Origin of the sequence: Enterovirga sp. CN4-39, from assembly GCF_049446235.1 — a bacterium.
Taxonomy (GTDB): domain Bacteria; phylum Pseudomonadota; class Alphaproteobacteria; order Rhizobiales; family Beijerinckiaceae; genus Enterovirga.
This window is the reverse complement of record NZ_JBMSEF010000020.1, coordinates 15,227-29,455: the sequence shown is the minus strand read 5'-3', so window position 1 is coordinate 29,455 and position 14,229 is coordinate 15,227. Positions and strand designations below refer to the sequence as shown.

General features: G+C 63.4%; 9 protein-coding genes and 2 tRNA genes. 4 read left to right on the top strand and 7 right to left on the bottom strand.

What is annotated here, in order from left to right; translation table 11 throughout:
* Positions 1-80: 80 nt before the first annotated feature.
* The 4 genes from ACO2SS_RS23945 to ACO2SS_RS23930 form a co-directional block, all read right to left on the bottom strand.
* On the bottom strand, positions 81-2,273 hold the full coding sequence (locus ACO2SS_RS23945; RefSeq protein WP_423280364.1) for an AAA family ATPase: 2,193 nt from the start codon (positions 2,271-2,273) through the stop codon (positions 81-83).
* 721 nt (positions 2,274-2,994) lie between these two features.
* Positions 2,995-3,702 carry a hypothetical protein gene (locus ACO2SS_RS23940; protein ID WP_423280363.1) on the bottom strand — a complete coding sequence of 236 codons (708 nt, stop codon included), beginning with the start codon at positions 3,700-3,702 and terminating at the stop codon, positions 2,995-2,997.
* A 669-nt stretch (positions 3,703-4,371) separates the two neighbouring features.
* The gene (locus ACO2SS_RS23935; RefSeq protein ID WP_423280362.1) at positions 4,372-4,704 is read right to left on the bottom strand and encodes a hypothetical protein; all 333 of its coding nucleotides are present in this window, start codon (positions 4,702-4,704) and stop codon (positions 4,372-4,374) included.
* Positions 4,705-4,985: 281 nt separating this feature from the next.
* Positions 4,986-5,062 (bottom strand) — tRNA-Pro (locus tag ACO2SS_RS23930).
* Between the two features lie 141 nt (positions 5,063-5,203).
* On the opposite strand from ACO2SS_RS23930, the gene ACO2SS_RS23925 reads away from it, so the two are divergent.
* Positions 5,204-5,278, top strand: a tRNA-Gln gene (locus tag ACO2SS_RS23925).
* A 364-nt stretch (positions 5,279-5,642) separates the two neighbouring features.
* On the opposite strand, the gene ACO2SS_RS23920 is transcribed toward ACO2SS_RS23925, so the two are convergent.
* The 3 genes from ACO2SS_RS23920 to ACO2SS_RS23910 all read right to left on the bottom strand — a co-directional run bounded on the left by ACO2SS_RS23920 (position 5,643) and on the right by ACO2SS_RS23910 (position 8,620).
* Positions 5,643-6,962 carry a TRAP transporter large permease gene (locus ACO2SS_RS23920; protein ID WP_423280361.1) on the bottom strand — a complete coding sequence of 440 codons (1,320 nt, stop codon included), beginning with the start codon at positions 6,960-6,962 and terminating at the stop codon, positions 5,643-5,645.
* A gap of 79 nt (positions 6,963-7,041) precedes the next feature.
* Complete coding sequence (locus tag ACO2SS_RS23915) at positions 7,042-7,578, bottom strand: TRAP transporter small permease (RefSeq protein ID WP_423280360.1); 537 nt, start codon at positions 7,576-7,578, stop codon at positions 7,042-7,044.
* 46 nt (positions 7,579-7,624) lie between these two features.
* Entirely contained in the window at positions 7,625-8,620 is a 996-nt protein-coding gene (locus ACO2SS_RS23910) for a TRAP transporter substrate-binding protein (RefSeq protein ID WP_423280359.1), read from the bottom strand.
* Between the two features lie 627 nt (positions 8,621-9,247).
* Here ACO2SS_RS23910 and ACO2SS_RS23905 point away from each other — a divergent pair.
* The 3 genes from ACO2SS_RS23905 to ACO2SS_RS23895 all read left to right on the top strand — a co-directional run bounded on the left by ACO2SS_RS23905 (position 9,248) and on the right by ACO2SS_RS23895 (position 14,187).
* On the top strand, positions 9,248-10,687 hold the full coding sequence (locus ACO2SS_RS23905) for an alpha/beta hydrolase (protein WP_423280358.1): 1,440 nt from the start codon (positions 9,248-9,250) through the stop codon (positions 10,685-10,687).
* 315 nt (positions 10,688-11,002) lie between these two features.
* Positions 11,003-13,453, top strand: coding sequence for a PAS domain-containing protein (locus ACO2SS_RS23900; protein WP_423280357.1), 2,451 nt, complete (start codon positions 11,003-11,005; stop codon positions 13,451-13,453).
* A gap of 101 nt (positions 13,454-13,554) precedes the next feature.
* Complete coding sequence (locus ACO2SS_RS23895; protein WP_423280356.1) at positions 13,555-14,187, top strand: response regulator; 633 nt, start codon at positions 13,555-13,557, stop codon at positions 14,185-14,187.
* Positions 14,188-14,229 lie beyond the last annotated feature (42 nt).

Here is a 14,229-nt window from a genome sequence, read left to right as displayed (position 1 = left end):
ACTACGCGAGCTGCAAATCTACGTCGGCTTAAATCAAGACCCCTGGCCGCGTCGCCGAACAGCCAAGTTCATCGCGTCCCTTAGCACAGGAGTTGCGGCGACGGTGGATCTTTCTCCGCACTTTTGCCGGCCTTCTCCAGCTCGCTTCGACGTCGATCTCTGCTTTGGTAAAAATCCGTGAGGAACCCGAGATCTTGCTCGATCTCTTCGATGGGCGGCAGATCCGGAGAAGCACCTGACGCCTGGTCATGCCCGGAGTAGCGCGAGCAGCGACTCATACCCTGATAGACAGCCTTCCGGTCGTCCTCTCCCACCTCCACCGCTCTGAGTTTCATGGTCGCAACGTCAGGACGAAACCTCCCGATCACATCGGCAAAAAGGACCTCCTCAACGAGGCGCTCCCAAGTTTCCCGAAGGAGCGTGTAGATGTGCCGGACAGCCGGCCTGCACCGTTCTTCAAAATGATCGTAGTCCTTCTTCAGCAGCCTGAGCTCGCCTTCGATAAGATGCAGGCGTTTGGAGACCTTAGCGAGAGGCCACGGCGCGGTGGTGTCCTCGATGATACCAAACTGACCATTCGCGTTGCGCGATATATACTCACGATGGACTGGAACAGCCTGTTCTTTCGCCGAAGCTATGACGGCATGATGGAAAATCAAGCTGTGGGTGAATATGATAACTTGCCTTTGAAACCCCTCCTGAACGAGTCTCCGCGCGACTGTCTCAGTCCGGGCATGGTCTAACGAGGAGACGGGATCGTCGACGATTATCCCGTGTGCACTCCCGATCTCCTTAAGCTCTGCAAGGAACCCTGCTAACGCGAGCGCCCTCTGCTCGCCCTCGCTCAAGACGTCTCGGGCCGGGATCCGGACCTTGGTTTCGAGATTGATCTGAACTTTGCTCGCGCCGTGATCGCCACGCTCCCGAAGTCGTATTGGGAGGTGATCGAGGTCGAGAGCCTCGATCTCGTCTTCCAGATTGCTTCGCAACGACTCCGTCAGCGTCCTTTCTCGTAGAGCATTGACGAAGTTCGTAATCTGAGTGGTATTGCACGCGTCTCGACAGGCGACCACCTGTCGGAGGCGCCAAAGCGCTTTCAGTCGAGCGATGATTAGGGAGACCTCGGTCGAGAGTTTTTTTCTGTCGCTGAGCTCTGCATGAGCCGCAATGCGGGCCGTCGAGTCTCCCGTGCGAGCTTCCCGCTCCAGATCCGCCCCCCTCGTCGCCAGCGCATTCAGCACGCCACTGGCGTCCGGTGCCGGCGGGAACGACTCCAGGGCCGCCAAGTGACCGTAGGCCTTGCTTTGGATTATTTCCCCGAGAGTCGCATGCCGTCCTGGAGCGGCATCGAAAAACGCAGAGACCGCTGTCGCGAGACTGGCGCACTCGGGGCCAAGCCCGTTTAGCGCCTTGATCAAGCTCTCGACTTCCGCAGCGGGCCTCAGTTTGAGGTCCCTGACCTTGCGTGCCGCCTCGACGAACAACGCTTTAGCTTCCTCGGCGTCTTGTGCTGCCCTGTCTTCGAGATAGCGGTCGAAACGTTGGAGGCGCTCGCCAGCTTCGCTGTCGAGATCTTGGTGACAAAGAACGCACTTCCCGCTCCTTGTCAGCTTCGGGTCAGGACCATCCGGAAATGCCTCGACCGCGAAGTCGCGGGCGTAAATCAACATTCGCCGCCATGCTTCGCTGCCGAGCGACGGGATGGGCTCTTGGGCAAAAAGGGCGGCGGCTGTTTTGGACGCGAGCTCCTTGGCTGATTGCGCGCGATCGTAGAGTTCCTTTAGGTGCTTGCAGCCGTCTTCTCCTAAGACGGCGCTGACCTCCTCCATGTGTTTCGCAAGCGCCGTCAAGCGCTCGCGCGTCAGGGAGACCTCTGTGACCAGGGAAGCGGGGTCTTGTCGAACCTCGTCCTCAGCTCTTTGAAGCTGGGCCTCGAGCCCGTCTGACCAGGTAGCGAGCTGCTCGACCTCGGCCGGAGAGGGCAGATCCTCCCCGCCGGGTCGAAGACGTGTCAGCAGGTTGGAGACGGAGGTTCCAGGCGTAAAACCGGACGGGAGGGGTGGCTTGACCTCCTTGGTGAGGGCCGCTTCGGCGTTCCTAAACCGATTGAGCAGGGCTGTTATAGCCGCAGCGAACTTCGTCAGCAGATCGAGGTCGTGCGGCAAGAACTCAACCCGGCGCTCTTCGTCTACATAGAGCCTGGCTGCGTGCCCGTCGAAGACGGAGATCCTACTTAACTCTGCCGGAGCAGGATCTCCCGACTGCCATGTCACCGAGCGCAGAGGGCCATCACCAACGATGAACTTGACTTCAACTTGAGCGCTGCCCGGTGGGGCATCCGCATACGCATTTCCGTTGAGGCGTCCTTGGTGAAGGCAGCGACAGAGCGCCTTGGCGACGCGACAGTAGCCGCTTTTCCCCGACCCATTTGCGCCGAAGACCAATGTAATGCCGGAAGCCGCGAAGCGGATTGGCTTTTGATCGTGCGCAAGTCGATCGATGTTTGCGACAGGTCCGAGGGACCCCAGCACGGTCCGCGGGGCAGTCGCGGATCTGCTCACGACTCCCTGTAGGTCGACTGGCGCGAGAGGTTCCGGTTGCTTTTCAGCGAACCCGTGTGCTGCTTCCACCAATGCTTGCAGGTCGTCGAGATCATCATCGGTCAGCCGACCTTGTTCACAAATCCTCAGCAATGCCAGTTGCTGCCATCTCGGTCGAGATGCGGCCCAAGCGAGAAGATCCGAAGTCACAGTTGAGTGCAGTGGCTGGGGAGAGATGGCGCTCTCTGCAACTTATCAAGCCGGAGATCGTTAGTCCAACCCGTCCGCGAGTTATCCAGGCTTACATTGTGCGCTGACACACAGGACTCAGGGTGGGCCGAATTGCGCTTCGATTTCCTGACCGTGGACATACGACGCGCTCCGTTGCGGTGATCACGCCGTCCAGAACAGCATTGCGCTAGGTGCTCTCAGAGCGTGCAATCTCGACGCATTCTCAACGAGGTCGCCCCACCACTCGATAACCATCGTGATCGAGCACCGGAGGCTGTCCGCCGGGGATCTCCTCTGTCCCATCCTCCACGACTACCTCATCATCGTGGTAGCTGCCGGCGCTGTCGTGCGGCGTGGGCTCTGAGAAGGGCAGAAGGTCGTTCTCGTCGTATTCGTCTTGCTCGTCTCGCGCCTGGAGCTCCGCGAGGTCCTCTGCTGTCAGGTCTTGAATGACCAGCGTCGGCAGCTCTTCCTCGAGCACGTTGTCGCGATCCAAGCCAAGAGCGGCCTTCTTGACGGCATGAAGACGTTCGACGGCCGCAGCTGCGAGCGAGAGTGCTCGGATCGCGCTGGCTACCTTGTGCGTGCTTGAGGGATCCTTCTTGGCGGCCTCTAGCTGCCCCATGACGAGCGCCTCGATTGCGATCGCGTTGTTATAGGCTGCTTCCCGGGTGGCCTTTGCACGAGCCACCGTGACGTCGTGGTCGTTCAGCTCGCGCGAGAAGACCTCTTCCTGGACCGATTGAGCCATCGCCGCGGCCTTGCAGCCCTTGATGACGCCGTGCTTCGCGAAGTGCGCTTGCAACGTGCGGCGCGCAACCCCGAACCGCTCTGACAGCTCTTCGAGCGTGCTGTCTCCCACCTCCCAGAATGCACAGATCTCCGCCCATGTTGACTCAGAAGGTCTGGTGTATTTGCGCTTGGCGCTCACGCTATACGCTCCTTGTGGATCAGTATTGTAACACAGTCGGAGCGAAAAAGTGCAATGTTATGTGCTCGATTACGCTATAGTTGTTATCTGTGCTTGTGATTGCGCATCAAAACGTCTCGTCCCCTCACGAGGGCCGTCCTGACGTCGGATCGGGTCTTTCGGCGCACCCGAGCTTAGCACCTGGTCTGCGCGATCTGGGACGGCGGTCAGCGTCCTCGGTCGGGCTCTCCCTTCTGGCTCTCGCGGATGTCGCGGCGGGGCAGAAAGGCCGGACCAGGAGGGCGGACGGGCAGCAAGAGTAGGCGGGCGCGACGATTTTGCCTCTGCCCGATGGAGAGACCCGGAGCACTCGACCCTAGCGTGTCGGGTGCGAACCGTTCATGGCGAAGTCCGGGGAGAGGTCGTCACCTGCTCCCCGGTCCAGGTTATATCCAGCCGCTGACCGTGATGTTCCGGCCTTCGGCCGGGAGGCCGGATCGCAGTCGCCTCGCGCTAAGCGCTCGGCTTGGTGCGCCCGTCTCGCGCGAGATCACCATTGCAAATGGGCCATAGCCTACCAATCGCGGTCCGGCGTGGGCCACGATTGCGGTAGACGATCAGAGCGGTCGTTGTCCCCGTAGCGCCGCAAACGGGTTTTGGCTGTTGCTCCTATAGCCCTGGGCGTGTGCGCTACAGCAGCCGGCGGAACTCGTCCGGCGTCACGAAGTCAGCGTATTGTAACTCGTGCCCGAGCTCCTTCGCAACGTAGGAGGCGACCCGGTCGTGACCGTGGACGATCCGTCTCACGTCGGCGGTGCCGGACGGGACGAGCTTCTGCCAGATTTCTGCGGCTCGCACTTCGAGCTTGGTGATCCGGTTATTCCGCACGGCTAGATCGTGGTCGTAGAGGCGGATCAAGAGATGCCAGTGCGGGTTCCTGTCCGGCTTCTCCAGGAAGGCAAACGACCAGAGTAGCTCGTCCTTGTGGCTGGCCCACTTAGGTCCGTAGAGGGCTCGGTTCATCCGAGCGTCCCACTCTTTAACTCTGTCCCTGAGAGTTTGCCGGGACATCGACGGATCGTGGGTCGTCAGGGTCACGAGCAGCTGAAACTCAAATCGCTCGTCGAGCCACTTAGCCAGAGCCGCTGCGCGATCGGCATCATATCCGGTGGAGTAGGGCATCGCGTCACAATTGCCGGCTCAGGGATACGCAGACCAAGTTTCTGTCGGGGAAACTGTCGGTCCGTCCTCCACTCCGCGGAGACCGGTCTAAGCTAACCCATTGAGATTGCTGGCGGGATAGATGGTCGGAGTGGCAGGATTTGAACCTGCGACCCCCACGTCCCGAACGTGGTGCGCTACCAGACTGCGCTACACTCCGACTGAGCGGCCGACGCTATAGCCGGGCGGTGCGCGCTTCGCAACCCGCCTGATGCCGCCCTGGGCCGATTTTGCTGCAGCGCAGAAGCGCGGCGGCGCCCGGTTGCCAGCCACCCGCGCCTTGCGTATCAGTGCGTCATCTTGGGGCGTCGCCAAGTGGTAAGGCAGCGGTTTTTGGTACCGCCATTCCCAGGTTCGAATCCTGGCGCCCCAGCCATACCTCCTAAGTCTCTGATTTCGCTCGCGACCGCCCGGGGCTGAGTAGCCCGTGCTCCGATGGGGCGTAACGTTTGGAGGCGGGCCTGCGGCCACCGGAACAGGAGGCCGATCACGTCCGCTCGCACCGGACCTGCAGCGCCGCAACGCCGCATCCCAGGCCTCGGCGGCTGCCGTCTGATCAGGTCGGGGAAGAAGCGCTCGCCGATGCAGCGTCTCGCTCCGAACCAGCTCCCTGACGCGCATGATGCCGACAGTGCGCAGGCGCTGCGGTCCCACTTCCGGCAATCCCCGCCTCTCCTGCGGTGACCACAATGCCAAGAGGCGAGAACCAGTCCGAGACAGCCTTCGGCGGAGAGTCGTGCTCACTTCAGGAACTCGGGCGCAAAGAGCCGAGGCAGGAAGAGCACGATCTCAGGAAAGACGATCAGCGCCGCGAGCACCGCAAGCATCGGTGCGAGCATGATGAGCGTGTCCTTCAAGGCAAAGCGCAACTTCACCTTCGCGACTGCGCAGGCGACCATCAGGCACAATCCGTACGGCGGAGTGACGAGCCCGAACGCGAGCGAGACGATCGCGATCAGGGCGAAATGGACCGGGTGCATATCGACGGATCGCGACAGCGGCTCGAGCGTCGTGCCGACGATGATGATCGCCGGAATCGCGTCGAGGAAGCAGCCCACGACGAGAAAGCAGAGCGCGATGAAGAACCCGACCCCGATCGGCCCCATGCCCCAGCTCGTTACGTTTGCGAGCAACTCGCGCGGGATCTGGTAATAGGCGAGCATCCAGCCGAATGCCGATGCGGTACCGACGCAGAACAGGGCCACGGCCGAGAGCCGGCCGGTCTCGAGCAGCGCATCGAAGAGCTGCCGCGGCCCCATCTCGCGATAGTAGAAGATCGAGAGGAGGGCCGCGTAGACCACCGCCACGCAAGCGGACTCAGTCGCCGTAAACCAGCCGAGCAGGATGCCGCCAACGACCAGGAACGGCGTCATGAGCGCCGGGATCGAGACGACGATTGCGATGACGAGTTCGCGCAGCGTTGCACGCGGGTAGACTGGGTAGTTGTAGAGCTTGGCGTAGACGTGGACGGTCGCCATCTGCGCGCCCGCGATCAGGAGGCCCGGGATCACGCCGGCGAGATACAGCGCGCCGATCGAGACGGAGATCACGCCACCCCAGACGATCATGAGGATCGAAGGCGGGATGATCACGGCGAGCACCGCCGAGACTGCCGTGATGGCGATGGAGAAGGAGAGATCGTAGCCCTCCCGTGTCTGCGCATCGATGAAGATCTTCGACTGGCTCGCCGCATCCGCGGTGGATGAACCGGAGATGCCTGCGAAGAAGACCGAGAGGATCACGTTGATCTGCGCGAGCGCACCCGGGAAGTTGCCGACGAGCGCCCGGGATAGCCGCACGAGGCGGTCCGTGATGCCGCCCACGCTCATCAGGTTCGCCGTGAGGAGGAAGAGCGGCACCGCGAGCAGGATGAAGGAATTGTAGGCCTTGAAGGTCTCGTTGAAGAGCACCAGCGGCGAGAGCCTCTCCTCGACTATCAGGAGAGGAAGGCATGCGAGGCCTAGCGCGAAAGCCACCGGGACGCGCAGGACAAGAAGCACGAAGAACACGCCGAATAGGACGAGCGCCGCGGTGCCTGGCGAGAGAAGAGCGCTGGTCAAGGGCGAGAATCCGCTTTGGGCTGCGACGGCGTGATCATTCCCCGGACGGTTTGGGCGACAGCCTGGAGCCCGTGCAGCATCATTCAGCTGTCTGCCCGGCCACGAGCCCGGTCCCGGGGTCCGGCGTCTCGGGCGTCAGCGGCGCCTTGCCTGCGAGCGTCCTCAGATCGTCAAAGAAGGCTTCGCCCAGGAACAGCAGCCATGTCGCGCCGGCGATCGGCCAGGCCGCAAAGATGTAGCCCATTGGCAGATCGGCCAGTTCCGAGGTCTGGTACCAGCCGAACATCAAGAACTTGAAGCCCCAGTAGAGAAACACGAGAGCGAAGATCACGACGAAGATGTTGGCGATGATGCGCAGCAATGCTCCGGCGCGCGGGCCAAGGTCCGGCCAGACATCGACCTCGAAATGGGTGCGCTCTCGAACGCCGATCATTGCGCCGATCATCACCATCCAGATGAAGAGGAAGCGAGACATCTCCTCCGTCCAGATATAGGCGGGGAAGAGTTGCGTGTATCGTGACAGAATCTGAAGGCTGACGGGGATGATCAGGATCGCGACGGTTGCGACGAGAAGCCAAGTCAGAAGCTTGTGGTAGGCGTCGATGATGATGCGCATGGACGTCACCGCCGCACGGACTCTGGAGAGCGAAGAGGCAGGCCGATCAGGTAACGGCGTTCAGCTGGTCGTAGATCTTGTCTGCGCCGATCTCCTTGGCGTAGCTCGCCATGACCGGATCGACGAGCTTCTTCATCTGCTCGCGTTCGGTGAAGGCGATCTTCTTCAACTTTCCAGCTTTTTCTAGCGCATCGATCTTCTGTGAATCCTCGGACGACTCGATCTGCCTGGCATGGGCACCGGCCTCGCGGCCGGCCCTTACGGCGGCCGCCTGCAGGTCGGCGGGAAGTCGCTTGTAAGTCTTCCCGGAGAAGCAAATCGGCCGGATGGTGATCGCGTGCTGAGTCAGGAGGAGGTTCGGGCCGACCTCGAAGAACTTCATGGATTCGACGCCCGCAGCCTCGTTCTCGCCAGCGTTGATCACACCGTTCTGGATAGCGTTGTAGATCTCGTTATAGGCGATGACCGTCGGCGCCATGCCGATCGCCTGGAACGTGCGACTCCAGATCGGGGCCCCCTGCACGCGCACCTTCAGGCCCCTGAGCTCCGCGAGGTTCGTCGCGGGCTTGTTGGAGAAGATGTTGCGAACGCCGCCGCCGCCATAACCGACCAGCATCACGTCGGCTTTCTGAGCGATCTCGTCGGCGACGGGCTTCAAGATGTCTGCATCGAGCACCTTGTTCCAGTGGGCGAGATCCCGGAACAGGAAGGGCGCATCGATGAAGGGCGCCGCGCGCGAGAACGTCGACATGTGCGCCGGGGATACGATCGCGTAATCGACAGAAATCCCCTGATTCATATAGGCGAAGTAGTCCTTCTCGAGCCCGAGCTCGGAATTTTTGTGAAGGACGAAATTGATCGGCTTGCCGTAATATTGCTGCGTCAGCTCCGCGAACTTGGCGAGGCCCTTCGTGAAGGCGTGGTCGTCGTTGAACTGCGATGCCCCATGCAGCGTGATCTGGCTTTGCGCGCGAACCCAGGGGGCCGCGACCGCCGTCGCGGAGAGCGCGAGCCCTCCTGCGAGAACGTCACGTCTCCTCATTGATGTTCCTCCGGCGACCCCTCTGACGGGGGTTCGACTGACAGTATTGCAACGCTCATCCGGCGGCGCAACTCAGAAAAAGACTTCGAAATCTCTCCCCGGCTTATTGAGGGCCAGGGCCCGGGGTCGACGTATATGACCACCTCACCCGTCGACGTCTGTTCTTGTTGATCCGAAGGCGCGAAGTTGAGCAGTGGCAAGCCTGAACCTGATCCAGGCGGGAGTGGGGAGCTACGTCGAGCCGCGCGTGTGCTGCGCACAGCACCCAAAGACCCGCTGGCTAGCCATGCCGCTTGCCCCCCCGATAAAGCAGACGGTGCGGTGAACCCCGCTGCCGGGCGAGAGCCTGGCCTGCCGGGCTGACCATCACCTTTGCCCCATGGGCGCGCCAGGGGAGAGGCCGCCCTCGGTACTCTTCCCGATCCCATTCGGGGTTTCGCCCGATGGCGGGACCGAGAGGGCGAGGCGAACCTTCGACAGCCCCGCGGGTTCGGGGATCCGCACAAGAGCGTCCTCGTCCCATCAAGGATGGCGAGGTCCACAAGAAGACGTGCCCCGGTGAGCCGCCGAACCATCGTCCGCCAATCAGTGAGACGCGCCGCCATTGGGGCCGGAATTCTTCTGTGCGTGGCGGCATGCCTTGTCGTCGCGGGCCTCGCGTTCCGGGCCTGGGATGCCCTGCGCGGGGCGCCGCTGGAGCCTTGGCACACATATGTGCCCTACGACCTAGACGCAGACGCCATAGATGGCACGGACTGGACGGGGTACCTGCGGGCGGAGGAGAAGCTCTTCGCCAAGGTACGGGCGAAGGTCTTCCGTGCTCCCGCCCCGGGGGCCGCCGTCCCGGTCAACCGCTACGTCATCGGGAGCGTGGTCGACCCGCAGGGCTTCGGGACCGACTGGAACCGCTCATACATCCTCGAACCCGATGGAGAGCCGATCGGAGCCGCCGTGTTCCTGCACGGCCTTACGGATGCGCCCTACAGCCTCCGGCACCTCGCGGCCGTTTATCGAGACCGCGGCTTCGTGGCGATCGGCATCCGCCTGCCGGGCCACGGAACCGTCCCCGCCGCCCTGACCGAGGTGACGTGGGAGGACTGGATGGCGGCGACCCGCTTGGCGGTGCGGGAGGGCGTCCGCCGGACGGGAGCGGGCAAGCGGCTCCATGTCGTTGGCTTCTCGAATGGCGGGGCTTTGGCGCTCAAATATGCCCTGGACGCGCTCCGCAGAGACGACCTTCCGCACCCCGAGCGCCTCGTGCTCCTCTCCCCCATGGTCGGAATCACGGTCTTTGCCCGGTACGCCGGGCTGGCCGGGCTGCCTGCCTTCTTCCCGGCCTTCGCCCGGGCGGCCTGGCTGGACGTCGTCTCGGAGTTCAACCCGTTCAAGTACAACTCTTTCCCCGTGAACGGGGCGCGACAGGCCTACCAGGTCACGCGGGCGCTCCAGGACCAGGTCAACCGGGCGGCCACGGATGGCAGCATCGCCGCCCTCCCGCCGATCCACACCTTCCAGTCGGTCGTCGACTTCACGGTCAGCACTCGGGCGATCGTCGCGAACCTTTACACGCGGCTTCCAGCGAACGGCAGCGAGCTCACCCTGTTCGACCTCAACCGGGCGATCGGACTGGGGCCCCTCATCGACCGTTCCATGGAAACGATCGTAGAACGGCTCCTGCCTCCGGCCCCGCGTGCGTTCAGGACGACGCTCGTCACGAACGTTGACCCGTCCTCGCTGGAGGTCATCGAACGGCGGATCGAAGCAGGCATGACGGCCGAGGCGGTGGCGCCGATGGGCTTGTCGTTCCCGCCTGCCGCATTCTCGCTCTCCCACGTCGCGCTGCCATTTCCGGTGACGGATCCGCTCTACGGCTCGCAACCGGACAAGACCGAAAGCTTCGGGATCAATCTCGGCTCCCTCACGCCGCGCGGCGAGCGCGGCGTCCTGGTCGTCCCGCTCGATGCGCTGGTGCGGATTTCGTCGAATCCGTTCTACCCCTACATTGAGCGCAGGGTTGCCGAGGCTATCGGCCATCATGCCCGGAATGGGCCTGCAGGCGCGCGATGAAGAGGGGGCAATCGGCCCAGAACGACAGCGCCACACGCCGGCGGACAGCAAGGTGCCGCGGGTAGCGTGTAGAACGAGCCACGATCTTCAGCGCGGCCGGCCGCCGCCTGATAAACTGAACCAATTTTCAGGAAGAAGCGAGGGAGAACCCTTATAAATGCAGGAGCAGACCCTCTAGTCGCTCGGACTCAGCACCAGTGGCCCGAGTATGTCTGGCCTTATCTCGGCTGGACATCGGGTCCCCGGCGCAGGATAGTGCCTTGCGCCGGGGCGCCAGCACCGCCCGGGCGCCAAAGATTGCTTGGAGGGGCGGCCATGTGGTCGAGCGTCCACGAGCGATCCTGCTCGCCTCGGCCGAGCGTCGCTGATGGGTTCAGGCCGGCGGAGCGCGTCGACATCGCGCTGGGGAAAGCGTGGTCGCGGTCGCTGTTCCTCTACTTCGTGCTCGCGCCCCTTATCGTCTTCGTGCCGCTCGTCGCTTTGCTCCTCCTTCGCGCGTCCGGCGAGCGCACCGACCTCGTTCATCGCGCTCGTTCGCATGCCGGTTTCATCTCCAGCGTGTTCGAGCGCGAAACGGTGGCCGCCCGGAATCTCCTCAAGGGTCTGGCAGGATCGCCCGCAAGGCTGAATGGGGATCTGCCGACCTTTTATGAGCAGTTGAAGAGGACAGACCTCCCGGAAGGTTCCTGGTTGATCCTGTGGGACCTGGAGAGGCAATTGCTGAATACCCGCCAACCGCTCGGCGCAACGCTGCCGGTCGTGACCGACTTCCCTGGAGTAGGTGCGACGATCGAGAGGCTACGGACGGAAGACTTCGCGGTTTCCGACCGGGTGGTCAGCCGGGTCAATGGGGCCAGCGTGGTGGCCGTGCATGTCAGGACGGCCGATGGCGAGGGCCGTCCGAACGGGGCGCTGACGGTCTCGCTTTCAGAATCCCGCCTCAGCGCGCTCATGAACGAGCAACCACTCTCGCCGGGATGGGTGGCCAGCCTCTTCGACCGCACGCTGGCCCATGTTGCGAGCAGCGGCCGCACCCCCCTTTTCGGCGAGGGGCCAACGCCCCGGATGGAACTCGGACGTTTGGAGGGAAGCACCGGCGAATATGTCCCGGTCCAGGCTGATGGGCGATACCGATTGTTCTACGACCGATCCGGATCATCGGGCTTCACAGCCGTCGTCCGTGTCCCTCAATCGTTTTTCGACGAGCCATTCGACCAGGCCGTCCGACAGATCTCGCTGAGTGGACTCGCGCTTGTCCTCGCGTCGGCGCTGGCCGCCTCGGCGTTTGCGAGAAGGCTCTCCTTGCCGGTGCGACTTCTCGCCGAGACGGCCACCAAGGCAAACGACGAGCTGATGTTCGCGGTGGCGAGGCACGAGAGCTTCTGGGTGCATACTCCGGAGAGCCTGTTCACCGTCCAGGTCCTGCCGGGTGATCGGTTCCTTATTGCCGGCATCAATCCTGCCCACGAGGAACTGACCGGCATCCGCTCCGCCGATGTCGAAGGCAGGGACCCACACGATTGTCTGCCGCCGGCCGTCGCCCAGGCGGTCACGGCCAGGTACCGGGAATGCGTGAGGCGCGGGCAGCCCATAACCTACGAGGAAGTGCTCGACCTTCCCGCCGGGCGTCGTTCATGGCGGACCAATCTCGCACCGGTGCGCGATCCGACCACCAATCGGGTTGTGCTGCTTTTCGGCAGCGCACGCGACGTGACGGCGGAGTTGCAGGACCGGGACGAGCTGACTCGTCTCAACGCACAGCTCCGTTCCATCTTGTCGAGCGTCAGCGACTGCTACTGCACCCTCGACCGAGACTATCGCCTGACTGCTGCGAATTCGGCCGCACTCGCCTGGCTCGGGCTAGACGAGGGCGCCGCCCTCGGCCTGCGACTGAAGCACATGTTCGGTCCGGAGAAGCCGTGCGGATCCGCAATCATCCGCGCGATGGAAGGGAGGGAGATCGTCCACGAGGAGCTACCCTCAGGAATCCGGAAGGGGCGCTGGCTCTCCTACCACATCTACCCGTCCCAGGACGGCGTGAGCGTGTTCTTTCGCGACGTCACCGAGGCGCGGGCCTCGCGGGAGGCCATCAGGGAGATATCCCGTCAGCTTCTGGTGGCGCAGGAAGAGGAGCGGAAACGTATCGCGGCCGAGCTGCACGATTCCACCTCGCAGCACCTCGTTGCCGCCAACCTCGGGATGGCGCGGCTTCCTCCGCCCGGGAGCGACGCCGAGGACCACCTCCGACGCGAGATCGAGGAGTGTCTCTCCGAAGCCCTTCGGGAGCTCAGGATTTCCACCTACCTCCTGCATCCGCCGGGGCTGCACCGCGACGGCATCAGCGCCACCCTGCGGGGCTTCGTAGAAGGGTTCGGCCGTCGCTCCGGCCTGCGCGCAACCCTGGCGGCAGACCCGGCCATGGATCGCCTTCCTGAGGATCTCCAGAGAGCGCTGTTCCGGATCGTGCAAGAAGCGCTCGCCAACACCCACCGCCATGCTCGCGCCACGAGCGTCACTGTCCGCGCCCGGCTTGCGCGAGGCATGCTCGTCGTCTGCATTCGTGACGACGGCCGCGGGATCAACGGGACGGCCGGGCGCCTCCGTGACATCGAGGAGGCGCCCGTCGGGGTTGGGCTGCCCGGGATGCGCGCCCGGCTGAGGCAATTCGGCGGCGACCTGGCGGTCCGTAGCGCCGGAACAGGCACTACGCTGATGGCCATCGTTCCCCTGGCGAGGGACGGCTCGGGCGCGGCCCGTGCGGCGTAGCGGTGGGGCTTCTACTCAAGGCCTCGGGGCCCCCGGTTTGAACGAGACCGAGCAAATGTAAGCGATGGCCGCCAGGCGGCGGCATAGTCGGAGGGCATGCCATGGTCCGCATCCTGGTTGCGGACGACCACGACGTCGTGCGGTCCGGAGTTCGCGGCATCCTGGAGGCCCGAGCGGGCTGGGAAGTCGTCGCGGAGGCCTCGGACGGCATGGCCGCCATCCAGAAGGCCGTGGAAACACAGCCGGACATCGCCGTGCTCGACTACTCGCTTCCGCTCGCAAACGGCGTGGAGGTCACACGCATCGTGCGGGCCAAGCTGCCGAAGCTGGAGATCCTCATCTTCACCATGCACGAGAACGAGGAGATCATCGGGGACCTGCTCGCCGCGGGAGCGAAGGGATATCTCTTGAAGTCAGATGCGCGGGAGCTCCTGATCACGGCCGTGGAGAGTCTCGCCGAGCATCGCCCCTTCTTTACCGGAAAGGTCTCGGAGGCGCTGCTCGAGACATACGTTTCCAAATACCGCGAGGGCCGCCATGTCCTGACAGCGCGCGAGCGACGCGTGGTCCAGCTCATCGCCGAGGGCCATAGCAACAAGTCGATTGCCGACCTTCTTTCCCTCAGCGCGAAGACCGTGGAGACGCACCGGTCGTCCGCGATGCGCAAGCTGAACCTGAGATCGACGGCAGCGCTGGTGCGCTACGCCGTGCGGAACAAGCTCGTGGAGGCCTAGGCAGGCGTCTCGGCAAAGGCGTGCAAGCCGAATGACCCTAGG

Coding starts and splice junctions, on each gene's coding strand:
- ACO2SS_RS23935 (WP_423280362.1), bottom strand. CDS start 4,704: ATGAACCGAGCCCTCTACGGACCTAAGTGGGCCAGCCACAAGGACGAG.
- ACO2SS_RS23915 (WP_423280360.1), bottom strand. CDS start 7,578: ATGCGCATCATCATCGACGCCTACCACAAGCTTCTGACTTGGCTTCTC.
- ACO2SS_RS23910 (WP_423280359.1), bottom strand. CDS start 8,620: ATGAGGAGACGTGACGTTCTCGCAGGAGGGCTCGCGCTCTCCGCGACG.
- ACO2SS_RS23900 (WP_423280357.1), top strand. CDS start 11,003: ATGTGGTCGAGCGTCCACGAGCGATCCTGCTCGCCTCGGCCGAGCGTC.
- ACO2SS_RS23895 (WP_423280356.1), top strand. CDS start 13,555: ATGGTCCGCATCCTGGTTGCGGACGACCACGACGTCGTGCGGTCCGGA.